Consider the following 22,507-nt stretch of genomic DNA (forward strand, 5'->3'; position numbering starts at 1 on the left):
CCCTAGCGGGCCTGGGTGCGGCCGCGGTCGCCGTAGTCGTCGCCGCCTGCTCCGAACCGTCGACGTCAGCAGGTCGGCCCGCGCGCACGGTCATGCTGGACCCCGAAGGCCCGAAGCCCTCGGCCGACGTACCCGGCGACCCCGTCGACTCGGAGGGTGCGGCCCCGGAGGCCGTGGACCCGGAGGCCGACGCGGCCGGGTCGCCTACTGTCTCGCCGTGGGCGCCTGGGCCTGGCGAGGTCCAGCCGGAGATCAAGGCTGTCGCCGCCCGCCTGGTCGAGGTTGCCGGTACGTGGGGGGAAGGTGCTGGCGGCATGGAGTCGGCGGCGGGCCGGCTGTCGGCCGCGGGCTTCGACCCGGCGCTGGTCGCAGCCCTGTCACGGCTGCTCGACGATGACGGCGAGCGTGCCGTGGTGGACATTCTCTACCCGCAGTACGGCGGGCTCACCCCGGCGGAAGCCAGCGTCATGGTGGCCTTGGACCAGGCGTTGGTGCGGGGCGACGGCACCAGCTCCGTCCGGGGGATGACCCTGGACGTGCGGCTCGCTCCGTCCGCGACCGGGTGGTCGGTCGTGGCTGTCGGGCCGGACCAGCCGGCCCAGGGCCCGGGCTCTCCAACCCCGCTCGGCGAGGCGGTCCTGGCGAACCCCCGGGTGGTGCTGCCCGCGGACGCCCGGGCCGACGTCAGCTCAGGCACGGTGCTCGACCCCGTGCTGGTGGTCCTGGACGGATTGGCCCGGGACCATACGATCGAGGTGCTCACCTTCTCCACCGGCCACCCGGTCAACGTCTTCGGGACCGACCGCCAGTCCAACCACTCCCGCGGACGCGCCGTGGACATCTGGCGAGTCGACGGCGCCCTGGTCGTCGACCCCGCAACCCCCCGCGACCTGCTGGGCGCGGTGATGACGAAGGCGGGACAGCTGGGTGCCACGGAGGTCGGCGGCCCGTTCGACCTCAACGGTGAACGGCCCCGGTACTTCACCGACGACCTGCACAAGGACCACCTCCACATCGGCGTGAGCGAGGGCCGCTCCCCGGCCGTGCCCTGAGCCCTTGCGGCTTCGAGGTGCGCTCGTCGCTGCGCACATCGGGTGACAGTGCGCCAGGCGCCTGCTCGTCCCCCCAGAACGGCCGATCGACGCTGTGACGCCCCGGTCGGCGGTCCGAGACCGTCGGTCGCGGACCGCGGGTCATTCCGCCAGCTACGCCGCCCGCTGTCCGGGTCCCGACCCACCGCCTCCGAGGAGCAGACCATGGCCATCACCGACCGCACCCTGACGGGCGGGGCGACCGTCCCCGGCCAGCGCAAGGGAGCCCCGGTCGGCGCCGACGACGAGACGGCCCCCCGGGCCGGGCGGAAGAAAAAGTTCGTGGGTGCGCTGGTGCTCCTCGTCGCCCTGCTTGGCGCGGGTGGCGGCGGGTTCGTCATGTTCACCGGTGGTGCCGGCGACGAGGCGGCCGTCGAGGAAGAGCCGGAGCCCGAGCCGGGGGCTGTCGTCGCGCTGGATCCGGTCACCATCAACCTGGCAGAGGGTCGCTACCTGCAGGTGGGGATCGCCCTGCAGGAGGCTATGCCCGAGGGGGGCGGTGAGGAAGAGGAGAAGCTGGACGGTAGCCACGCGCTGGACATCCTCATCTCGACCCTGTCGGGCAGAGCGATCACGGACCTGCAGTCGACCGAGCAACGGGACGCCGTCAAGGCTGATCTGGTCGAGCAGATCGGCGAGGCTTACCACGGTGAGGTCTACGACGTGTACTTCACCTCCTTCGTCATGCAGTAGCCCGTCCACCGCCACACCTGGACGGGCACGTAGGCCGACCTGCATGCCTCGCGCGGCGAAGGCCCACCCGCCGCAGCCTCTGGTGTGACGGCGAGGCGGTCAGACGCCGGCGTAGGAGTGCAGGCCAGGGAGCCAGATGTTGACGCCGAAAAAGTTGAAGAGGAAGGCGAGGTAGCCGGCCAGGGCGAACCAGGTCGCCTTCCGGCCGCGCCAGCCGGCGGTGGACTGGGCGTGCAGGTAGGCGGCGTAGAGGACCCAGGTGATGAAGGCCCAGGTCTCCTTGGGGTCCCAGCCCCAGTAGCGGCCCCAGGAGTCCTCGGCCCAGATGGCGCCGGCGATGACGGCGAACGTCCAGATCGGGAAGGCGAACACGTGGGCGGAGTGGGAGACCTTTTCCAGTGCGGCTGCGGCCGGCAGGTGTGCGGCGTACCTGCTTCGAGTGCCCTCCCCGGGCCTGGTTCGAGCCTCTGCGTGGCTTCGGTCCAGGCGCAGCCGTAGGAGGTACAGCAGGCCCGCGGCGGCACCGAGGGTGAACACGCCGCCGGACACGATCGCGGCGGCGACGTGGATGACGAGCCAGTAGGAGTTGAGCGCCGGGACCAGGTCCCCGGCCGGGGTGTAGAGGACGGTGACGGCGAGGCCGAGAGTGAGGGTGACGACGCCGACGATCCACGCGCCGAGGTCCTTGACCGGCTGACGGCGCAGGAAGATGAGGTAGGCCCCGGTGGCGGCCAGCCCGCCCGCGACGGCGTACTCGTACATGTTGCCCCAGGGAGCCCGGCCCGCCGCGAGCCCCCGGGTGATCAGGCCCATGAGGTGCAGGAGGAAGGCGAGGACCGTGAGCGACACCGCGACCCGACCCAGCCGCTGATCCGTCCGCGACCCGCCGGCGGCAGGGCCCGGGCCTGGCGATGAGTCGAGCGAGGAGCGTTCGTCCCACCTGAAGGGGACCGCAGGGACCAGGACCGCCTGTCCGACCCCGACGGCCTGGTCGACTACGACGGCCGCGCGGCCGCGCAGTGCCGCCTCGGCTGCGTAGGCGAGCATCGCCAAGGCGTAGACGGCGATTGCGGAATACACGAGGGTGTCGCTCAGCCGGGCCCAGTCCATCGGTCTACTCCTTCGTCGCGGGTGTCGCGGTCCTCGCGGGCACCTTGGTCCGTGCGATTGGCTCCGGGCCGCTTCCAGGGCCGCTTCCAGGGCCGGTTGCGCTGAGGCGCACGAGTTCGTCGAGCAGCTCCGTCGGCGGGTCTTGCCGGGTCAGGCTGTACGCCGCCACCTCGACGCCGGTGGTGCCTGCGTCGGTGGGGTGCACCCGGACCCAGACCCGGCGACGGGGGATGGTCAGGGACATGGTGAGGCCCACGAGCAGCATGATCGCAGCCACCAGCGAGACTTCTTTTCCGGGGTCGTAGGCGATCTGGAAGTTGGCAAACCTGGCCACGCCATCGAAGGTGATGCTGCCCAGCCCGTCCGGCAGCGTCATGGTCTCCCCGGGTCGAAGAGCCCGGGTGAGAGGCTGCCCGCCCTCGCTGAGCTGGTCCATGGCTGTGGTGTCCAACCGGTACACCGACTGGGGCGCACCGTCGGACAGCCCCAGGTCACCGGTCCAGGCGGTGAGCAGCAGCTGCGGGTCCAGCGTGTCCGGCGACAGCGAGTAGGGCCCGGTCACGGGGTCGAAGGCGGCCGTGGGTAGGAACAGGCCCTCGAAGCCGAGCTGCTCCGGCCGGGCGTCGGGGGCCTTGACGACCCCTTCGGAGGTGAAGAACCCGTCCAGGGGGAGGAAGATCACCGGTCCGGCGGCGACCTCCCGCCCTTCACCGTCTCGGACCGTGACGCGCGGTGCGTACCCGTTGCCGGTGAGGAACAGCTTGGTGCCTCGGACGTCGAGCGGGGAGTTGACCGCGATGGTGGTCTCCTCCGCGGGCGAGCCGGGGCGCCGGGTGAGCGTGACGTCGGCCCGGAAGTCCCGCGCGGACCCGCGCTGCGGTCCGGTCTGTTCAAACCGGGCGGTGAACGTGTTGAGGGTGAGAAAGAAGGGTGTCAACCGGGCCTCGTCGGTGAAGGGCCCGGGCGAGAACTCGTCGTACTGGGAGCGGGTGTTGGCGAACCCGCCCCCCTCGGCCACGACGACGCGGCCCTCGAACCCGAACAGGGCGCCGACGGCGATGCCGAACAGGAGCACCAGCAGCGACAGGTGGAACAGCAGGTTGCCCACCTCGCGCAGGTAGCCCTTCTCCGCGTGGACCGTGCTGGCGTCGACGCCGACCCGGAACCCACGTCGGCGGAGCTCCTCCGCGGTGGCTCGGAGCACGTGGGCAGGGGGCAGGGTGGTGTCCGCCTGCTGGTGTCCGGGCAGACGGGCCAGGTTGCCCGGTGCGCGTGGCGGCTCGGCCCGGCTGGCCCGCCACAGCCGGGCGCAGCGCGGCAGCACGCAGCCGGTCATGGAGACCAGGAGGAGAAGGTAGATGGCCGCGAACCACGGTGAGGCGTAGACCTCGAACAGGCCCAGCCGGTCCAGCCACGGCGCCATCGTCGGGTTCTCGCGGAAGAAGCCCGCTACTGCGTTGGGATCCGACGCCACACCCCGCTGGGGCAGCAGCGACCCGGGCACGGCGGCCAGCGCGAGCAGCGTCAGCAGGATCAGCGCAGTGCGCATCGACGTGAGCGACCGCCAGACCCAGCGTGCCCACCCGGCGCCGCCTCCACCCTCCGGGCGTGCGGGCATCGACAGGACCCCGCTGCGCTCGAGCTGGTCCTGGACCTCGGTCACGTCGTCGCTCGCCGGGCTCGGGCGCGGTCAGCGCACATCAGATGACCGGCGTGAACGCGGCCGCCCAGATGCGCATGGTGACCATGATGCGCTCCCACACCCCGGTGGCCAGCAGCAGCCCCGTGAGCACCAGCAGCCCCCCACCGGCGCGCGTCACCGCCACCCGGTGCCTGCGGACCCACCCCAACGCCCCGGCGGTCCTGCGCACCGCTAGCCCCACGGCAAGGAACGGCACACCCAGACCCAGCGCGTAGGCGACCGACAGCAGGGTCCCCCGCCCCGCGCTGGCCTCGGTGAACGCCAGCGTCTGCACCGCCGCCAACGCCGGCCCTATGCACGGGGTCCACCCCAGTCCGAACGTCACCCCCAGCAGCGGGGCACCGACCAGACCGCGCGCCGGACGCAGGTGGAACCGCCGCTCGCGCTGCAGGCCGGGCACATACCCGAGGAACGCCAGCCCCATGACCACGATCACGACCCCCATCACACGGGTGATGGGTGACTGGTACTGCAACAACAGCGACCCCAGCCCCCCGAACAGGGCACCGAAGGAAGCGAACACCGCGGCGAACCCGGCGACGAACAGCGCCGTGCCGGCCACAACCCTCCCGGGGCGCGGCTCGTCCAGGTCCGCACCCGACAGCCCGGTCACGTACGACAGGTAGCCGGGCACCAGCGGCAGCACGCACGGAGACAGGAACGACACCAGACCCGCCAGCACCGCCACCGGCACCGCGAGCAGCATCGACCCGCTCAGCACGGTGTCCTGCAGCACAGAGGTCACGCCAAGGCCGAGGTCACGACAACGCCGAGATCACAACAACGCCGAGGTCACAACAACGCCCAGGCCATGACAACGCCGACGTCACGGCGCCTCGGCGAGCGTGCTGTCCAGCAAAGCCGTGAGGGTGGCCTCCCTTACCGCTCCGAGGACTCTGGCGGCCACCCTGCCTTGCCGGTCCAGCACCAGCGTCACCGGCACAGCGGAGGCGGGCACGTACTGGCTGAGTGCCAGCACGGCCCGGCCGTCGGTGTCCTCGATGCTCGGGTACGCGATGCCGTGCTGCTCCTCGAACGCTACGGCTGCTGCCCGGTTGTCCTTCACGTTCACCCCGACGAAGGACACCTCACGCTCGCGGTAGTCCGTCGAGACCTTGGCCAGGACGGGGGCCTCGACGCGGCAAGGCCCGCACCAGGACCCCCAGACGTTGACGACCGCCACGTCGCCGTGCAGGTCCGCCAGGTCCAGCTCGTCATCAGTCAAGGTTCCCCCGCTCAGCGCCACCGGAGCACCACGATCGGCGACCTGGTACTCGGTGACGGGTTGCGACACCGAGACCCCTGATTCGGCGTCACCACCAGGAGGTCCGGTAGCACCGTCGGACGGGCGGTCGGCGAGCCACATCGTCGACGCGCCCATAGCCACCACCGCAGCAGCACCCAACCCGCCCACGAGCAGGGTTCGGCGGGTGGTGGTGGACTGGGCCCCAGCTTTGTCATCGGCCGGACGAGAGTCCGCGGTCCGGGCGCCGTCCTCCATGCATTTGAGGCTACGCCGCGTCTTGGGCCGGGTTGACTCCGGCCCGGCTCAGGCGCCTCAGCCGTGTCTCGTCCAGGCCCCCGTCAGCTGCCGCTTCCCGGTGCTGCTGTGCCGGCAGACGGGAACCGACGCAGCTGTGACAACAAGAGCTGTCGAGCCGACGGACGTGGACGACGGCCGAAATCGGCGATCAACTGTGCGTGGCGTACGCCTGTTACCCTCGACCTGAGATTGAGCCTTTGTCCGCAGGTAGGGGCCGAGCCGGCAGGAGTCCGCGGTGCGCAACCACGTCAGGGGGCGATCTTGCTGCGCGGTGTTGCTCGCGATGGCCGTTGTTCTGGGCACACCGGCTGCTGCGTCGACGACACCGGAGGACCGCGAGGGCGTCGAGCAGCGTCAGGGCGAGGTGCGTGAGGGGCTGGACTCGTCCCGTCAGGAGCTCGATGAGGTAGGTGCCGAGCTGTCTGCGGCCTCCGAGCGGCTGGCCGGGCTGCAGGCGCGCCTGCCCGGGGCCCGGGCTGCGGTCGAGAAGGCGGCGGCCGATGTGACTGCCGCCCGGCAGCGGGATGCTGAGCTGACAGTGGAGCTGTCCCTGGCCGAGGCCGCGGTCACGGCCGCCGGTCTGCAGCTGCAGGAGCGCACCGGTGCGGCCGATGAGACCGAGAAGGTCGTGGCCGGTGTCGCGCGCGAGGTGTACCAGGGCTCAGGGTTCACGCCGCTGACGATCCTCGTCGACGCTGACAGCGCCGGCGAGTACGCCGACATGGTTGCCTTCGCCGCCGTGGCCCGTCGTAGCCAGAACCAGGCCCTGTCGCGGTTGCGGGTGCAGCAGGTCGACATCCGCAACGCCGAGGCCCGGCTGGAGGCCGAGCGCGCCCGCGTCGAGGACCTGAAGCGTCTGGCCGCTGAGCAGGTCGTGGCCACTGAGGCCGCTGAGGCGGCAGCCCGCGACGCGCAGGACGCGCTGGAGACGCTGGTCGCCCAAGAAGACCAGGCTGTCGCCACGTTCGAAGCCGCCAAGGCCGCCGAGGAAGCAGAGATTGCGGCCCTCGAGGTCGAGGAGCAGAAGCTCGTCGAGCAGCTGGCCGCGATCGCCGAAGCCGAACGGCTCGCCGAGCTCGAGCGCCAACGCCAGCTGGAGCTGGAACGCCAGCGGCTAGCCGAGCTGGAGCGGCAACGGGTCGCGGAGCTGGAGCGGCAACGACAGGTCGAGATCCAACGACAGCGCGAGCAGGCGGAACGCGACAACCGACCCGCCCCAGCGCCCCCGCCTCCCGTCACGCCTCGGACCCCCCAGGCCCCGCCTGCGCCCCAGGCCCCGTCGGGCAGCGGGTTCCTGTCACGACCCGTTGTCGGTGCTCGCATCTCCTCGCAGTTCGGGTACCGGATCCACCCGATCCTGGGCTATCGGAAACTGCACGCCGGCACGGACTTCGCGGCGCCGTGCGGTACGCCCATCACGGCCGCTGCGGACGGGACGGTCGTCACCGCCGGCTGGGGCGGCGGCTTCGGCAACCTCGTCGTCATCGCCCACGGCAACGTGGGCGGCAGCTCGTTGGCCACTGCCTACGCCCACCAGAGCAGGCTGGCCGTGAGTGCCGGGCAGACCGTGAGCCGCGGGCAGGTCATCGGGTACATCGGCACCACGGGGAGCTCGACAGGGTGCCACCTGCACCTCGAGACCCGGCTGGCAGGCACGCCGGTCGACCCGATGCGCTACCTCTGACCGCCCGGCGGCCGGCGTGACCCTGCGGGGACACGGGATCCAGATCGCCCGGGGATCGTGCTGTCTGCCGGTGCACCTCAGCCGCGTCATGACCGGTCGGCCCATGGAGAGTCGTCACCGTTGCTACGGTTCCGACAACCAGGTTCGGGTCCGCGAGTCGGGCGACAAGGCCGGGAGCGAGTGCGGTCGAGATGGACCCCGAGGAGGGCATCGTGAGGGCCAAGTTCGGATGGTAGCGACGGGGAGATCAACCCCCAGCGCGCCCGTGTCGTCGGGTACCGGTCGCCGGCATGTCGCGGTCGCGATGGGCGCCGGGGCCTTGCTTGCCTTGTTCTGGTTCACCCGTATGGAGTGGTCGGCCGACATGCGCCTCTGGCGGGCGTTCGGTGACGCCGCCATCGTGCTCTTGCTGCTGTCGTTGGCGATCGGGCCTGTGTCGCGGCTGCACCCACGCGGGGTGCTGCTCCTGCCGTGGCGTCGTCAGGTAGGGATCTGGGCGGCCGTGATGGCGGTCGTCCACTCGGTTCTCATCATCGACGGGTGGGCGCGGTGGAGCGTCCGGCGCTTCCTCGGTTACGAGTTCGTCCCGCAGCTGGGTCGGGAGGCACGGATGGAGCCGGGGTTCGGCCTGGCCAACCTCGTCGGCCTGGTTGCGGTCATCTGGATGGTCGTCCTGTTGGCGACCTCGTCTGATCGCGCCGTCGACTTCCTGGGCCCGCAGGCGTGGAAGTGGGTGCACGGTGGCGCGAACGTCGCCTTCTATCTCGCCATCCTGCACTCGGGGTACTTCCTGTTCGTGCACTACACGGAGTCATTCCACCGTGCCGTACCGCCGCCGAACTGGTTCGGCACCCCGCTGCTGGCGCTGGCGGCCGGGCTGCTGCTGCTGCAGTGGGGCACGTTCTGGCAGACCGTCGCCAAGCGCCGGCACGGCCGCGCCGGCGCCCGAGCATGAAGTACCCACCCGCTGCGTCGTGACCGGTCAGCCCTCTGACCGCTGCCCTGCCGGCTGACCCGTGCGTCGCGACGCCCGTCGGGACAGCTGCAGGCACGCGACCAGGATCGCCGCGGCCGCCCCGAGCGTGCCCACCTCGGCCACCGGGCGCCATGGGGGTGTGCGCTGCTGCGAGACCTCGTACAGCTGTCGGTCCGCTGCGGCCCGCTCTCCGTCACCGGGGGTCGGCAGCCACACCTCCTGCACCACCCCGTCGGGTGCAGTGATCTCGGCGTAGAGGAACCACCGGCCCGGGGAGAGGTCCCCGACCGATCCGGTCAGCAGGCAACCCGTCGGCAGGGCCTCGGCCCTCATCGCGTCGCTCCGCTCGAGCCCCGCTCGCCGGGCCAGGATCCGCGTGCGTCCTGCGTCCGGGCACGCCGACGCCGTCGTCACCTCGAGCGAGCCCGACAAACCCGTGCGGGCCGCCTCGATCCGCACGTCCCGGACCACCGGCCCTTGTCCTGGGTCATGCGCGGCCGCCTCTGGGGTGGCGACGGGGAGCGTGAGTAGCAGCAGCACGACCACACCACCAGCCGACGCCTCCGCGCGGCGGGGGACGCCACGGATGTCGCCGTGCAGCACGGCGACCGCCAGGGCCCCTGCGGCGGACAGGGCCACCGCCAGGGGAGCGTCGTGATCGCCACCGAGGTGCCGACGGGTTCCTGGACGACCAGAGCCGGCCACCAGAGCAGGGGGACCGCGGCGCCGACCAGGAGCAGACGCCACACCCGGCGGGTCCCTCGCAGCAGGACCGCCAGCCCGAGGGCGAGCCCGACCGGCGCCACGATGGTCAGCGAGGAGCCCAGAGCCGCGAGCACCGCCACGACGAGGACACGGACGACGGTGTACACGACAGCGACCTGCACCAGCGCGCGCCCGCCCGGGAACAGGTCCTCCACGATCACCAGCGCCAGGCACACCCCGATCGCGGCCACCGGCAGGTACCACGTGGGGGAGAACTGGGGGACGTCGGAGTCGTACTCCAGGACGGGCACCTGCAGACTTCCGACGACCGCTGCCGCAGCGAGGACACGCGCTGCACCGGCCCCCCGACCCCGGGTGGTCTGCAGGCCTGCGAGCAGCCCGACGGCCAGGGCGCACGTCCCAGCGACCGCGGCCAGGTGCGGCGGCGACCACAGCACGGCGTCGCGGCCGAACAGCCGGTGCCACGCGTCGTCCAGCGGGGCGCTCAGGACGGTGGTGACGCCTCCCACGCCAGCCAGCCAGATCGCCGGCGACCGGAGCACGTCGGCCGCGCCGGCGGCACCACCCCCTGCCTGGCGCCAGGACCGCACCACCCAGACCAGGACGCTGAGGGAGGTGACGAGCACGCCGGCGTAGAGGAGGAGGTGGGGAGGGGAGAAGAACCCGTCCCGCCCCACGTCGGTGTGCCAGGCGTCGTCGAGGTACACCCCGAGCAGGGCCAGCAGAGAGCCGGCCCCACCGGACAGCCCGACAACCGCCGACACCGCGGTGTTACTCGGGTGTCCCTCAACTGATACATTCATGTAACAGAACGCTAGGCTGCGGGGTATGGGACGTCAAGACACCCGGAGCGACGGTGGTCGACAGACCCCGATCGGCCCCCAGCTGCCTGAGGAGCTCCTCGACGCTGCTGCTGCTGTGATCCAGGAGCACGGCTTCGCCGGTCTGACGTTGGAGCGGCTCGCGCGGGCGGCGGGGTCCTCCCGGATGACCTTGCACCGTCGCGGTGTCACCGTTCGTGAGGTCGTGGCGGGACTGAGCGGTCGGGCTGCGGCGGAGCTGCGGGTGGTCCTGTTCCCCGTGCTGGCCAGCACCGCGCCCGGGCGTGAGCGTCTGGAGAGGGCTCTGGCCGCCCTGTTCCAGGTCGCCGACCGGCACCTGCCGCTGCTCGCCGGTCTATTCGACGGCGACGACGGTGTCTTCCACGACGCCGCCGATGACACCGGGGCCTTGCCGACGGCTGCGGTCTTCGTCGCCCCGTTCGTCAGGCTGCTCGCCGACGGGGCAGCGGACGGGACCCTCGCCGTGCAGGACGACCCGGTGGAGGCGGCGACGGTGCTGTTCAACACGGCGGGCTGGGGCTATGTGCAGCTCCGGCACTCCCAGCGGTGGCCCCCCGAGCGTGCGCGGGACGGTGTGATGGCCCTGGTGGTCGGAGGTCTGCTGCCGAGGTGACCCCAGGCCTCAGGGCGTCAGCGCCGCTGGCGGTCCCTCGGCCCGCGCGCTCGTGCTCTCCAGGACGGCATGGACGATGTAGCGCTGGCGGGCGCTGTACATGGGGTGGCAGCTGGTCATGGTGAGGTACGCCTCTGTGGGCGTCTCGCCTGGACGGCCAGGCACCGGGGCGATGACGGACACCTCGTTGGGGTCGACGATGAGCGTGTCGACGACCGTGTACACGTAGTAGGCGTCCGCCGTCTCCACGACGACCGGGTCCCCGAGGTCGAGCTCGGCGATCGGGTTGAACGGGGCGCCGTAGGTCGTCCGGTGCCCGGCCAGGGCGAAATTCCCGACCTCCCCGGCATCGGCGCTGCCGGTGTACCTCCCGATCCCCTCCTTCAGCACCTCCGCCGTCGTCCCCTCGAGGACCGGGACCGCGTAGTCATTGCCGAACTCGGGCACATGGAGGACGGCGAGGGCTGCGGACGGCAGCGCCGCAAGGACCGGTTCCGCGAGTGGGGTCGACGCCTCGTCCCCCGGAGCGACGAGGGTCGGGTCGTCACCGAGGGGCTCGAGAGGGGCGGCCTGGGCGTCTGCGTCCCACTGCTCGACCAGCGCGTCGGTGGTACGGGCCTGGGAGCGGTCCGCGACGACGTCGGTCCAGACCAGCTGCCAGACGAGGAACAGTAGGACGAGCCCGCCGCTGGTGATCATCAGCTCGCCGACGGTCCGTACGACCAGCTGGGCAGCCCTCACGGGTCGTCCGGATCCGCGGGGACCGCCTCGGCACGCCCTCTAGTGCCCGGTGCGGGGGCCCCGTCGGCCCCATCCGTCGGCGTGGATACGGAGGGGTCGTCGACGTCCGGCGGTTCGACTTCCCGCTCCCGTCCCGGCCGCAGGCGGGCACTCACCATGACGTACACCGCGGCGGCGACCACGAGGAGGAGGGCGACGAGCTGGTTGACCCGTAGGCCCAGCACCAGGTTGGCCTCGTCGGTGCGGAGCAGCTCCAACAGCGCCCGGGCGGTGCCGTACATCGCCAGGTACAGGGCGAACGCCCGGCCGTGCCCGAGCCGGTAGCGGCGGTCAGCCCAGATGACCACGGCTGCGGTAGTGAGGCTCCACAGCGACTCGTACAGGAACGTGGGGTGGAAGGTCTCGGCGTCCGGGTAGGCCGCTGGCCGGTTCTCGGGGTCGATGCGCAGCCCCCACGGCAGGGTGGTCGGCGTGCCGTAGATCTCCTGGTTGAAGTAGTTGCCCCACCGCCCGAACGCCTGCCCGACGGCGATACCGGGGGCCAGGGCGTCGGCGAAGGCGGGCAAGGGGATGCCGCGTCGGCGGCAGGCGTACCAGGCGCCGAGCGCGCCGCCGATCAGTCCGCCGAAGATGGCGAGCCCGCCCTCCCAGATCCTCAGGAACTCGAGGGGGTCCTCGGGGCTGGTGTAGTCCTGCAGGTGGGTGAGGACATGGAAGACCCGCGCGCCCACGATGCCCGACGGGACCGCCCAGGTCAGGACGTCGACCACGGTGCCAGGGCGGCCACCCCGGGCGATCCATCGCCGGTCGGCCAGCCATCCGCCGACGAAGATGCCGGCGAGGATGAACAGGGCGTACGCCCGGATGGGCACGATCCCGACGTACCAGGTCCCCTGGGATGGGCTCGGGATGCCCGGCGAGGCGGCCAGCTCCAGCATCAGCGACGTGGGCATCAGCTGCCCCCTGCCCCGACTGCGGCGACCGTCTGCCAGGTGGCGCCTGCGTCGGGGGAGCGGAGGACCTCCTGCTCGGTGGCGGCGACCAGCGTGCCGTCGCCTACCCCGGCGAACGCCGTCGGTGGTCCGGGCAAGGACCCGGCCGAGGTCCAGGTCCCGTCCAGGGTCCACACCGCCCCGTCGGTGTCGACGCCGACCAGGACGGACGACGGCGTCTGCTCCACCTGCGCCAGCGTGGTCGGCGGTGGCGGCTCGAACGGCTGGACCGCTTGTCCGTCCGTGCTGTGGAGCAGGCCTCCTGCGGTGGTGATGAGCAGACTGCCGTCCTCCTGCAGGAGGAGGTCGGCGGCCGGGGACGGCAGGGAGGCGCCGGTCGTCCAGGTCCGCCCGCCGTCGTCGCTGAGGAGCAGGGCCGCTCCCACGCTGTCCCATGCGGCGACCCGCTGCCCGTTCACGGACAGCGCGTGCAGGTCCGCCTCGCCTTGCAGCGAGATTGCGTCCCAGGTTTCTCCGGAGTCCGTGCTCTGGATCAGGCCGAGGTGGACGGGCAGGTCGTCCCGCATGTCCGGGTGGCCGCTGCCGAGGAGGCGGTCGCCGTCGACGGTGAACGCCATCGTGTCCTGCCACCGGTCCGCGACGCGTCGGGGAGCCCACCCGTCGCGCAGGGCGAAGAGCCCGGTGTGTGTGGCGGCGAGGACGTCCCCGCCCGCGGGGTCGACACCCACCCCGTGGACATGACCCATCCCCGGGTCGGACATCGACGCAGCGCCGTCGTCCTGCTCGCCGGCGCATCCGACGAGCAGGACGACGAGCACGCCCACGGAACCGGCCCGCGCGCCCACCCGCGTGAGGGCGCGGGTCGGGCCGTGGGCCCTGCTCATGCCGCGCCGAGCAGGTCCTGCATGCGCGAGATCTCCGACTTTTGGGCGTCGACGATCTCCTGCGCAAGGGCGAGGGCCGACGGGTTCTCCCCGGAGTCGAGCTCCTTCTGGGCCATCTCGACCGCGCCCTCGTGGTGGACGACCATGCCCTCGAGGAACATCCGGTCGAAGGTCTCACCGGTGGCGGACTCCATCGCGGCCATGTCCTCCGTGGACATCATCCCGGCCATGCCCTCCATGCCCTCCATGCCGCCGTGGTCCATCCCTTCCATCTCGGAGCCCATGTTTATGCCCTCCTCGGGCACCTCGGCTCCCCACGCCTCGAGGAACGCGGTCATGGTCTGGATCTCCGGGCCCTGGGCTGCGGCGATCTCCTCCGCGAGCTGGAGGACCTCCGGTGTGTCGGTCCGGCCCTGCACCATCTCCGCCATCTCGACGGCCTGACGGTGGTGGGGGAGCATCCCCTGGGCGAAGGAGACGTCCGCGTCGTTGAACGACCCCTCCACCTCCTCGGACGAGGTCGGGGCGGGGTCCGAGCCGGAGTCCGAGCTCTCGGTCATTGCTTGCTCGGCCTCGGGGGCCGAAGTGGTGGTGTCGTCCGCGCAAGCTGTGAGGACGAGGGAAAGTGCGGCGGCAGCCCCGAGGGCGGCCGCGCGACGGCGCGACGGTGTCATGGGTCAGTTCTCCTGTGTGTGTGGGTGTGTGGACGGTCGCCGGAGCGCCGCTCCTACACCCGCATCACGCACAGGCGGTGGGGGGAGGACGTCAGGATGGGTGCGGTCGCGAAGGATTCCGCGACCACCTGGACACGACGCATCAGGCCGTCCACGCCCAGGAGACCGCGACGTCGTAGCGCTGCGACCGCCAGGGCGAGGCCGGCGACCCCGACGAGCGCGAGAACGCACCCGGCCATCAGGTCGGAGTGGTCTGCCGGCTCGTGACCGGTCCCGTCGCCGGCCTCCGGTGGGGCTCCGGCGCCGGCGGTCGGGCCCGCGGAGAGCACCGTGCCGTGGCCGCCCGCTACCTCGCCCGTCGACTCGACGAGGGACGACGTCCGATCGCCGTCATGCGAGGCGGCAGCGACAGCCGGGAGGCTGCTGGCAGCAGCCGTCGCAGGTCCGGCAGACGCCACGAACCCGTGCATCGTGAGGAATCCGAGGCCGACCAGCAACAGGACCGCCAGCCGGCGCGACTGGGGTGCGGCCCCTGCGCGGAGCACCCCCCTGGCCTGCATGGCTCCAGGATACGGGGCCGCAGAGGACGTACGCGATCGACCCCTGCGGTTCTCCACGTGGGCAACGGGTGTTGGCCACGTCATCCGGTGAGGATGAGGCGTGCGACCATGTCGGGCTGCTCGTAGGGCAGCCCGTGGGTCCCCTCGACCCGGACGGCATCGACCTCGTCGCTGACTGGCAGCCGAAGGACGTCGTTGGGGTGGACGGTCTCGTCGCTGTCGGCGAGCACGACGGTCACCGGGTGGGTGGGGGCTCGGAGCAAGGCGGGGAGGGGGTTGTCCTGCCACATGCTGGTCAGGGCGTCGCGGTAGGCGGGGTAGGAGTGCTGCACCCCGCCCCGGACGACGTCCACGGGGACGCGTGGCTTGAGCCTGGGCATGATCCGGGACAGCAGGGGTCGTGAGATGCACATGGCGTTGCATACGAGCCCGCCGAGGTCCTCGCCGGCGAAGGCCGTCCGGGCCAGGAAGGACTCCCGGGCCATCCTCGCCCGTGCCTCTGCCGGGTCGGCGAAGGCGGCGGGTGCGACCAGGGTGAGCCGGCTGACCCGGCCGGGGGCCCGGGCGGCGACGGCAGCGGCGACGACGCAGCCCCAGCTGTGCCCAACCAGGTGGACCTGGTCGATGTCGTGGTGGTCCATCAGCCGCAGGACGGCGTCGGCCTGGTCGTCGAGGCGGAACCGGGTGCCCAGGCGCATCGAGGCGCCGAAGCCGAGCAGGTCGGGTGCCAGGACCGGGTGCCCGGCCGCCGCGAGCAGCCGGCCCGCGGCCAGCCACGTCGAGGAGGTCCCACCGAGCCCGGGGACCAGCAGCATGGGCTCTGCCGACGACTGGCCGTCGGCGGTCTCGGCCGCCATCAGGTGCTCGTGCGCCAGCGGCCGGCCGCGGGGGTCGAGCTGGGGTCGGATGACGGCGCGTCCGCCGATGCCCAGGGCCGGCGGCATCCCGGTGGCGGCCTCGCTGCGGCGGGCCTCGACCCAGCGTGACAGCAGGAGCACGTACCCGGCGACGGCGAGCAGGGCGAGGACGAGCCACGACCTGTCCCCGCCGGGCATGTAGTGCACCTGGATGTGGCCGAGGGCGAGCCAGTCCATCCACCGGTAGTGCGGCAGGCCCGCTCGGAAGGCGAGGTCCGGCCACATCGCCCACAGGTGGAACACCACGATGGTGAGCAGCTGCCCGCGGGCGGGGCGGGCGGCGACGAGCAGGTGCACCGCCTGCCACACGGCGGTGAGCAGGAGCGCGACGAGGAAGTGGGTGGCCCAGTGGAACCGGGCGTCGTGCGCGGCGTAGGAGGCGTACAGCCCGACCTCGGCCACGACGAGCACCCCGAGCTGGACGAGCAGGGTGAGCGGACGGAGCGGCCGGTAGGCGCGCGGCCAGCCTCTCCGGACGGTCGGCGCGGTGCTCGCCGTTGGCGCGGCGGTGCTCACGGGACCGCCCCGACGATCGTGGCGATCTCGAACGCGTTCTCCAGGTAGACCGGATCGAGCGTGAAGTACCGCACCTGCTGGTTGCTGTCGACCACGGCGTAGCCGACGCCGGGTCCGCCGTCGACCGGCGTGGGCAGGTCGACCGCGGCCGCGAGGCGCGCCTCGGGGTCGACGACGACCGGGGGTCCCAGGACGGCGGCGGCCTCCGGGTCCACGGGGCCGGGGACGACGAGGCGCACCTCGGCGCCGGCGGGCACCTGCTCGACCCACCGCTCCAGGTCGGCGCCGTCAGGTAGGTCGCGGTCGAACAGCAGCACCACGGGCCGGCCCCCGAAGTCGACGCCTGCCACCTCCGGGGCCACGGACGGCCCGGCCAGCAGGAGCCGGTTGCGCTGGTTGGCGGGGTCGGGCTGGTCCAGCGGTCCGGGTGGGCGGACCAGCAGGACGACGACGACGGTGAGGACGAGGGCGAGTGACAGGAACCACGCGGCCGGGGCCCACCGTGGCAGCGGCGGCCGAAGCCCCGGGACCCGGCCCCAGTCGTCGTCCACCACGTCCTGGCCGGTGGAGTGCAGTCGCGAAGACCTCATCGGTGCTTGAAGACCACGCGCATGAGCTCGTCGTAGATCAGCGGGTCGCCGCCGTTGATGGCGTCCGTCACGCACCGCTCGAGGTAGTTGCGGACCACGACCTTGCTGACCGCCTCCACGGCCGAGGTGACGGCGGACAGCTGCTGGAGCACGTCGACGCAGTACCGGTCGTCCTCGACCATCCGCGTGATGCCCGCGACCTGGCCGCTCACCTTCCGGAGCCGCAGCAGCACGTCGGCCCGGACCTGCTCGCTCATCATCGGTCGGCTGTCCGACTCGCAGGAGACCCCGGCCGCCGTTGTCTCGGTGTCGCGCGGGGCGTCACCGTTCCTGGCCGGGTCCGCCATGACGTTTCCCGCCAGGTCCGGGCTCGCGCCTCCGGTTGCCGGGTGCACCGGCCCGGGGTCACCGGCCGACCGCGTCACGTCGCGACCTTGGTGCCGCGGCGCAGGAGCAGGGCGACGGCGGGGTAGCCGGTGATGAAGCCAAGGACGATGCCGACCTGCATGAGGAACAGGAAGCTGACGCTGGTCACGGGGGGCATGTAGCCGCCAAAGTGCAGCAGGAGCATCCAGCCGCCCATGCCGAGGTCGAACGCCACGACCGTGACCACGGCCACCAGGAGGGCGGTGCCCAGACCGGCACCGGCGGAGGCCTCACGGGCCAGGTGCCCGCGCACCGCGAACTCGAACGCCAGAAGCATCAGGACCGCCAGGACCGCGATCACGGCGATCATCGCGAACATGTCGACGCCGAACAGGCTGAGCCCCGTCGCGAGGACCAGGGGTACGCCGATGACGTGCCCGACCAGCGACGCGGCACCACCGGCGAGGCCGCCGGCCGCGGCGGCCAGCGGGAGGCCGGCCGCGTGAGCACCCGGGTGGGCGGCCTGCCAGCGGGTGCTGCGGCGGCGTCCGGTCACGGCGTACAGGGGCAGCACGAACGGTCCCAGCCAGAGCGCGCTCAGCACCCAGACCGCCTCCATGATCCGGACGGGCTGGCGGTGACCCCTGCCGTAGATGTCGTAGGCGACCGCAGCGGCGCAGAGCACCGACAGCACGACGAAGACGATCGCCACTGGGGTGACCCATGAGGGCAGGATCTGCATGTCCATGTCCACGGTGGATGCTCCTGAGCTGAAGGGCCGGGTACTCCCCCGGAGTGTTGAAGGTACACCAGGGGAGTACCTGACGGTCGACGGGGGGTCGAGGGTTCCGGTGGCCTCGAGGCGGGAGCACCCCGTTCCGCACCGGCGGGAGCACTACCCCAGACTTGTGCTGAGACCGTGACCGGCACCCCGTCGCCGTTCGTCGGGGCTGGGCTCAGGTCCGTGGCGCCGGGACCGCCTCCGCGTGGATCGCGGCGTCGACTAGGAACGAGAGGGACTGATGAACATGTTGGCCCGCCACCGCACACCCATCCGCGGCGGCCTTGCGCTGCTGCTGACGGTGCCGCTGCTCGGTGCCTGCGCTACCGGCGACGTGGAGGCGGGCGGGGTGGCGGTGAATGCCACCGCTCCAGCTCAGGTCGCGGGGGACGAGCACGACGGGATGTCGGCCATGCCGTCCCCCGCGACGGAGGCGGGGGCGGGGGCGGGGGACGGCTACACCGCTGTCGGCCTGCCGAGCACCCACGTGCACGGCGTCGCGCTCAACCCGGCCGATGGTCGGGTGTACCTGGCCAGCCATGACGGGCTGTTCCGCTACGACGCCGGCGGGCCCGTGCGGGTCGGTCCTGTCATCGACCTGATGGGCTTCACCGTGGCCGGGCCCGACCGCTTCTACGCCTCTGGCCATCCCGGCCCGGGCGTCGACCTCCCGCAGCCCGTGGGACTCATCGAGTCCGTCGACGGCGGCGACACCTGGGCCGTCCGTTCCCGCGGCGGGGAGTCCGACTTCCACACACTGGCCGCGACCGGCGACGGCGTGCTCGGCTTCGACGGAGCCCTGCGCCAGAGCACGGACGACCAGACCTGGGAGATCCTTGACCCACCGGTCGACCCCTACGCCGTCGCCGTGTCCCCCGACGGCACCCAGATCCTCATCACCAGCCGGTCGGGGCCGCGCCGCTCCACCGACGGCGGGCAGACGTGGGAGGCCATCGATACCGCACCCCTGCTGCAGGTCGTGGACTGGGCCGATGAGCAGACGGTGGTCGGTGTCACCCCGACGGGCTCGGTCGCGGTCAGCGAGGACGCCGGCGCTACCTGGTCCACCCGCGCCGAGACCGAAAGCGCGCCTCAGGCGGTCGGCGCCCACACCACGGCCGACGGTCGACTCGGGGTCCTCGTCGTCACCGCCGACACCGTGCTGGAGTCCTCAGACGCAGCGCAGACGTTCGCGCCGCTCGCCCCGAGCTGACGCCGGGCGACTGCGGTGAGACCTGGTCGAGCCGGTCCGGCCGGGTCAGGACGACGTCGACCGACAGCGGTGAGACCGCTATCATCGTCCGATGCCGATGAAAACTGCCGCGGGGCCGCTCGACGTCGAGGTGGCCGAGGCAGCTGCCCTCGAGACCGCAGCCAGCCTGTTCCGGGGCCTGGGAGACCCTGCGCGGCTGGCGATCCTGCGCCATCTGTCGCTCGGCGAGCATCGCGTGGTGGAGCTGACCGAGCACCTGGGGTTGGCCCAGTCCACGGTGTCCGGGCATCTGGCCTGCCTGCGCGGCTGCGGCCTCGTGACATCGCGGGCGGTGGGACGGGCCTCGTTGTACTCCCTCGCTCAGGTCGAGCTCATGGACCTGTTCGCCGCCGCGGAGAAGGTCCTCGCCGCGACCGGGGACGCCGTCTTGCTGTGCCCGACGTACGGCCCGGGAGCCGACACGTGAGCGGCACGTGAGCGGCGCCAAGGTCGTCCCCCGGACGCTGACGGCGCAGCGCCGCTCGGTGCTGGGACGTCGCGCACAGCTGATCGCCGGGGCGTCGGTGACGTACAACGTCGTCGAGGCCGTCGTCGCCATCTCCGCGGGCGTGGCGGCGAGCTCGATCGCGCTCATCGGGTTCGGGATGGACTCGATCGTCGAGGTGTTCTCCGGCCTGGTGATCCTGTGGCAGTTCCGGCACAAGGTCCCCCAGGCCCGGGAACGGCAGGCACTACGCCTGATCGCGCTGTCGTTCTTCGGCCTCGCCGCCTACGTCAGCGTCGAGTCGGTGCGCGCCCTCGTCGGCCAGGCCGATGTCGGGACGTCGCCGGTCGGTATCGGACTGGCAGTCGCCTCGTTGCTCGTGATGCCGTTCCTGTCCTGGGCGCAGCGGCGCACCGGCCGCCAGCTCGGTTCCGGGTCCGTGGTCGCCGACGGGACGCAGACCTTGCTGTGCACCTACCTGTCCGCGGTGCTGCTGCTCGGGCTGGTTCTCAACGCCACGCTCGGCTGGTCATGGGCCGACCCGGTCGTCGGCCTCGTCATCGCCGCCGTCGCGGTCAAGGAGGGCCTGGAGGCCTGGCGCGGGGACAACTGCTGCGCCCCGCCGCCCTCGGCAGGCAGCCGCGCCGGAGTGGACAGCGAGGACGGATGTTCCACCGGCTGCTCGCCCGGGTGCACCTCGGCGTGCTGCGTGAGCCCCGGCGCCACGCAGGACACGGTCGCCCGGGGAACCGCTGGGGCCGAGGCCGGCGGAGCGCGACGGTGAGCGGCGCGCACTCCCACAGCCACGGCCTACCGTCGGCCGCCGCCGGCCCGGCGTCGGCCCGGCACCGGCGCCGGATGCTGCTGGTCCTCGGCATCACGCTGTCCGTGGTGGGTGTGCAGGTCGTCGGCGGGCTGCTGTCCGGGTCGCTGGCGCTGCTCGCGGACGCCGGGCACATGCTGACCGACGCCGCCGGGGTCGGGATCGCCCTGCTCGCCAGCCACATCGCGATGCGGCCCCCCACGGACGCCCGCAGCTACGGCTGGCAGCGCGCGGAGATCCTCGCCGCCCTCGCCAACGCCCTGCTCCTGGCCGGCATCGCGGTCTGGGTGCTCGTCCAGGCCGCCGGCCGGTGGGAGGACCCGCCGGAGGTGTCCACCGGCATCATGCTCGCCGCCGCGGTGGTGGGCGCGGTCGCCAACGGGGCGTCCCTGCTGCTCCTGCGGGGTGGTCAGGCGGAGAGCCTCAACGTCCGCGGTGCCTACCTGGAGGTCCTGGGGGACCTGCTCGGCTCCCTCGCGGTCATCGTCGCCGGCGTCGTCATCGTCCTCACGGGGTACGCCCGCGCCGACGTCATCGCCTCCGTCGTCATCGGCCTGATGATCCTGCCGCGGGCGTGGTCGCTGCTGCGCGACGTCCTCGACGTCCTGCTCGAGGCGACCCCAAGGGGCGTGGACATGGACGAGGTCCGTGCCCACATCCTTGAGGTCCCCGGCGTGGAAGACGTCCACGACCTGCACGCCTGGACCATCACCAGCGGAGTCCCGGTCCTGTCCGCCCACGTCGTCGTCGACGACGACTGCCTGGCCCGTGGGCGTTCCGGTGAGGTTCTCGACCAGCTCGGCGCCTGCCTCACCGGGCACTTCGACGTCGACCACTGCACCTTCCAGCTCGAGCCCGTCGGGCACCGCGAGCACGAGCCGGCCCACCACCGCTGACGGGTCGGCGCCGCCCGTCCCTGGCCCTGGAGCGAGATGGTGCCAGGCTTGCCGGCATGAACGACGTGGTGCGGTCCCTCGTCCTCTTCGCCCTCGCCGCCCTCGCGGAGATCGGCGGCGCCTGGTTGGTGTGGCAGGGGGTCCGTGAGCACCGTGGGTGGGTCTGGGTCGGGGCCGGCGTGATCGCGCTGGGGCTGTACGGCTTCGTGGCCACCCTGCAGCCGGACGCCAACTTCGGGCGCATCCTGGCCGCGTACGGCGGCGTCTTCGTCGCCGGCTCCCTCGCCTGGGGGATGGTCGTCGACGGGTTCCGTCCCGACAGGTACGACGTGACGGGCGCACTGGTGTGCCTCGTCGGCGTGGCGGTCATCATGTACAGCCCACGCCCCGCCTGACCCACGTGGACCCGACGCCGTGGCGCGACGGTCTTGACGCGACGGTGTCGACGTGACGGCTGCTACCCGCCGGGCCGCGGCCGGAGGGACTATGTCCTGGCAGGCACAGCGAGCTCGTCCAGCAGTGCCCGTACCCGGCGCTCGATCTCGTCGCGCACGGGCCGGACCGCGTCGACGCTCTTGCCCGCGGGGTCCTCGAGGACCCATTCCTCGTACCGCTTGCCGGGGAAGATGGGGCAGGCGTCGCCGCAGCCCATGCTGATGACGACGTCGGCGGCGCGGACGGTCTCGTCGGTCCAGGGCTTGGGGAACTCGGCGGAGATGTCGATGCCGCGCTCGGCCATGGCCGCGACGGCGGCGGCGTTCACACGCTCGCCGGGCTCGGACCCGCCGGACCAGGCGACGGCGCGGTCCCCGGCGAGGTGCTGGAAGAAGCCCATGGCCATCTGGGAGCGGCCGGCGTTGTGGACGCAGAGGAACAGCACGGTGGGCAGGCCGTCGTCGTGGTGGCCCTCGACCTTGGCCAGCGCGCGCAGTCGCTGCCGCGCGAACCGCTCGGCCATGAGCGGGAGGAACCGGGTGATGGTGGCGCGGCCGGCGAACTGGTCGTAGCTGGTGACGAGGAACCGGTCGACGGTCTTCTCGTTGAACGTGCCTGCGAACTCCTTCGTGAGGTTGCTCGCAGCGATGCGGAGGGAGAGGCGTTGCGAGGTGTCGAGCTGGGTGTCGGTCAT

General features: G+C 72.2%; 25 protein-coding genes and 1 pseudogene. 11 read left to right on the forward strand and 15 right to left on the reverse strand.

The window, feature by feature from the left end:
* Window positions 1-314: 314 nt before the first annotated feature.
* Together WCS02_RS01045 and WCS02_RS01050 are read left to right on the forward strand one after the other, a co-directional pair.
* On the forward strand, window positions 315-1,052 hold the full coding sequence (locus WCS02_RS01045) for a hypothetical protein (protein WP_340288431.1): 738 nt from the start codon (window positions 315-317) through the stop codon (window positions 1,050-1,052).
* A gap of 204 nt (window positions 1,053-1,256) precedes the next feature.
* A complete protein-coding gene (locus tag WCS02_RS01050) occupies window positions 1,257-1,784 on the forward strand; it encodes a flagellar basal body-associated FliL family protein (RefSeq protein WP_340288434.1) in 528 nt (175 codons plus the stop codon).
* 99 nt (window positions 1,785-1,883) lie between these two features.
* Here the strand turns inward: WCS02_RS01050 and ccsB are convergent, their stop codons facing one another.
* The 4 genes from ccsB to WCS02_RS01070 all read right to left on the reverse strand — a co-directional run bounded on the left by ccsB (window position 1,884) and on the right by WCS02_RS01070 (window position 6,097).
* Entirely contained in the window at window positions 1,884-2,894 is a 1,011-nt protein-coding gene (ccsB, locus tag WCS02_RS01055) for a c-type cytochrome biogenesis protein CcsB (protein ID WP_340288436.1), read from the reverse strand.
* A 4-nt stretch (window positions 2,895-2,898) separates the two neighbouring features.
* Window positions 2,899-4,443, reverse strand: coding sequence for a cytochrome c biogenesis protein ResB (gene resB / locus WCS02_RS01060; RefSeq protein ID WP_340288438.1), 1,545 nt, complete (start codon window positions 4,441-4,443; stop codon window positions 2,899-2,901).
* A gap of 151 nt (window positions 4,444-4,594) precedes the next feature.
* Window positions 4,595-5,341 (reverse strand): cytochrome c biogenesis CcdA family protein, encoded by a 747-nt coding sequence (locus WCS02_RS01065; protein ID WP_376983896.1) that lies wholly within the window; start codon window positions 5,339-5,341, stop codon window positions 4,595-4,597.
* Window positions 5,342-5,422: 81 nt separating this feature from the next.
* Window positions 5,423-6,097: a TlpA family protein disulfide reductase gene (locus WCS02_RS01070; protein WP_340288441.1), complete on the reverse strand. Its 675-nt coding sequence runs from the start codon at window positions 6,095-6,097 to the stop codon at window positions 5,423-5,425.
* Window positions 6,098-6,374: 277 nt separating this feature from the next.
* Between WCS02_RS01070 and WCS02_RS01075 the strand changes: the two genes are divergently transcribed.
* Window positions 6,375-7,823 (forward strand): peptidoglycan DD-metalloendopeptidase family protein, encoded by a 1,449-nt coding sequence (locus WCS02_RS01075; protein ID WP_340288444.1) that lies wholly within the window; start codon window positions 6,375-6,377, stop codon window positions 7,821-7,823.
* Window positions 7,824-8,169: 346 nt separating this feature from the next.
* Entirely contained in the window at window positions 8,170-8,778 is a 609-nt protein-coding gene (locus WCS02_RS01080) for a ferric reductase-like transmembrane domain-containing protein (protein WP_340288447.1), read from the forward strand.
* Between the two features lie 27 nt (window positions 8,779-8,805).
* On the opposite strand, the gene WCS02_RS01085 is transcribed toward WCS02_RS01080, so the two are convergent.
* Together WCS02_RS01085 and WCS02_RS01090 are read right to left on the reverse strand one after the other, a co-directional pair.
* Window positions 8,806-9,132 carry a hypothetical protein gene (locus WCS02_RS01085; protein WP_340288450.1) on the reverse strand — a complete coding sequence of 109 codons (327 nt, stop codon included), beginning with the start codon at window positions 9,130-9,132 and terminating at the stop codon, window positions 8,806-8,808.
* 77 nt (window positions 9,133-9,209) lie between these two features.
* The gene (locus WCS02_RS01090) at window positions 9,210-10,289 is read right to left on the reverse strand and encodes a hypothetical protein (protein WP_340288452.1); all 1,080 of its coding nucleotides are present in this window, start codon (window positions 10,287-10,289) and stop codon (window positions 9,210-9,212) included.
* 64 nt (window positions 10,290-10,353) lie between these two features.
* Here WCS02_RS01090 and WCS02_RS21130 point away from each other — a divergent pair.
* A pseudogene (locus WCS02_RS21130) lies at window positions 10,354-10,518 on the forward strand (helix-turn-helix domain-containing protein); the annotation flags it as partial.
* A gap of 33 nt (window positions 10,519-10,551) precedes the next feature.
* On the forward strand, window positions 10,552-10,980 hold the full coding sequence (locus WCS02_RS01095) for a hypothetical protein (RefSeq protein ID WP_340288455.1): 429 nt from the start codon (window positions 10,552-10,554) through the stop codon (window positions 10,978-10,980).
* Between the two features lie 9 nt (window positions 10,981-10,989).
* Here WCS02_RS01095 and WCS02_RS01100 read toward each other — a convergent pair whose 3' ends face one another.
* The 8 genes from WCS02_RS01100 to WCS02_RS01135 all read right to left on the reverse strand — a co-directional run bounded on the left by WCS02_RS01100 (window position 10,990) and on the right by WCS02_RS01135 (window position 17,929).
* Window positions 10,990-11,721 (reverse strand): class E sortase, encoded by a 732-nt coding sequence (locus WCS02_RS01100; protein ID WP_340288458.1) that lies wholly within the window; start codon window positions 11,719-11,721, stop codon window positions 10,990-10,992.
* Complete coding sequence (gene lgt, locus WCS02_RS01105; RefSeq protein WP_340288460.1) at window positions 11,718-12,674, reverse strand: prolipoprotein diacylglyceryl transferase; 957 nt, start codon at window positions 12,672-12,674, stop codon at window positions 11,718-11,720. Before lgt ends, WCS02_RS01100 begins: the two co-directional genes overlap by 4 nt.
* Window positions 12,674-13,558 carry a F510_1955 family glycosylhydrolase gene (locus WCS02_RS01110; RefSeq protein WP_340288463.1) on the reverse strand — a complete coding sequence of 295 codons (885 nt, stop codon included), beginning with the start codon at window positions 13,556-13,558 and terminating at the stop codon, window positions 12,674-12,676. Before WCS02_RS01110 ends, lgt begins: the two co-directional genes overlap by 1 nt.
* Window positions 13,555-14,118, reverse strand: a complete 564-nt coding sequence (locus WCS02_RS01115) for a DUF305 domain-containing protein (RefSeq protein WP_340288466.1) — start codon at window positions 14,116-14,118, stop codon at window positions 13,555-13,557. The genes WCS02_RS01110 and WCS02_RS01115 overlap by 4 nt, the downstream gene beginning before the upstream one ends.
* A 754-nt stretch (window positions 14,119-14,872) precedes the next feature.
* Window positions 14,873-16,225, reverse strand: a complete 1,353-nt coding sequence (locus WCS02_RS01120; RefSeq protein WP_340288469.1) for an alpha/beta fold hydrolase — start codon at window positions 16,223-16,225, stop codon at window positions 14,873-14,875.
* Window positions 16,222-16,815 (reverse strand): hypothetical protein, encoded by a 594-nt coding sequence (locus tag WCS02_RS01125; protein WP_340288472.1) that lies wholly within the window; start codon window positions 16,813-16,815, stop codon window positions 16,222-16,224. Before WCS02_RS01125 ends, WCS02_RS01120 begins: the two co-directional genes overlap by 4 nt.
* The gene (locus WCS02_RS01130) at window positions 16,812-17,075 is read right to left on the reverse strand and encodes a metal-sensitive transcriptional regulator (protein WP_340288475.1); all 264 of its coding nucleotides are present in this window, start codon (window positions 17,073-17,075) and stop codon (window positions 16,812-16,814) included. Before WCS02_RS01130 ends, WCS02_RS01125 begins: the two co-directional genes overlap by 4 nt.
* Before the next feature lie 161 nt (window positions 17,076-17,236).
* Window positions 17,237-17,929, reverse strand: coding sequence for a DUF4396 domain-containing protein (locus WCS02_RS01135; protein WP_340288649.1), 693 nt, complete (start codon window positions 17,927-17,929; stop codon window positions 17,237-17,239).
* 274 nt (window positions 17,930-18,203) lie between these two features.
* Here WCS02_RS01135 and WCS02_RS01140 point away from each other — a divergent pair, with 274 nt between their 5' ends.
* From WCS02_RS01140 to WCS02_RS01160, 5 genes are all read left to right on the forward strand, one after another.
* A complete protein-coding gene (locus WCS02_RS01140) occupies window positions 18,204-19,175 on the forward strand; it encodes a F510_1955 family glycosylhydrolase (protein WP_340288478.1) in 972 nt (323 codons plus the stop codon).
* A 91-nt stretch (window positions 19,176-19,266) separates the two neighbouring features.
* The gene (locus tag WCS02_RS01145; RefSeq protein WP_376983899.1) at window positions 19,267-19,641 is read left to right on the forward strand and encodes an ArsR/SmtB family transcription factor; all 375 of its coding nucleotides are present in this window, start codon (window positions 19,267-19,269) and stop codon (window positions 19,639-19,641) included.
* Window positions 19,642-19,648: 7 nt separating this feature from the next.
* Window positions 19,649-20,443 carry a cation diffusion facilitator family transporter gene (locus tag WCS02_RS01150; RefSeq protein WP_340288480.1) on the forward strand — a complete coding sequence of 265 codons (795 nt, stop codon included), beginning with the start codon at window positions 19,649-19,651 and terminating at the stop codon, window positions 20,441-20,443.
* Window positions 20,440-21,378: a cation diffusion facilitator family transporter gene (locus WCS02_RS01155; protein ID WP_340288482.1), complete on the forward strand. Its 939-nt coding sequence runs from the start codon at window positions 20,440-20,442 to the stop codon at window positions 21,376-21,378. Before WCS02_RS01150 ends, WCS02_RS01155 begins: the two co-directional genes overlap by 4 nt.
* A gap of 56 nt (window positions 21,379-21,434) precedes the next feature.
* A complete protein-coding gene (locus WCS02_RS01160; protein ID WP_340288485.1) occupies window positions 21,435-21,773 on the forward strand; it encodes a YnfA family protein in 339 nt (112 codons plus the stop codon).
* An 89-nt stretch (window positions 21,774-21,862) separates the two neighbouring features.
* On the opposite strand, the gene WCS02_RS01165 is transcribed toward WCS02_RS01160, so the two are convergent.
* A complete protein-coding gene (locus tag WCS02_RS01165; protein ID WP_340288487.1) occupies window positions 21,863-22,507 on the reverse strand; it encodes an arsenate reductase ArsC in 645 nt (214 codons plus the stop codon).

It is taken from the genome of Aquipuribacter hungaricus, assembly GCF_037860755.1.
Classification (GTDB): Bacteria; Actinomycetota; Actinomycetes; order Actinomycetales; family JBBAYJ01; genus Aquipuribacter; species Aquipuribacter hungaricus.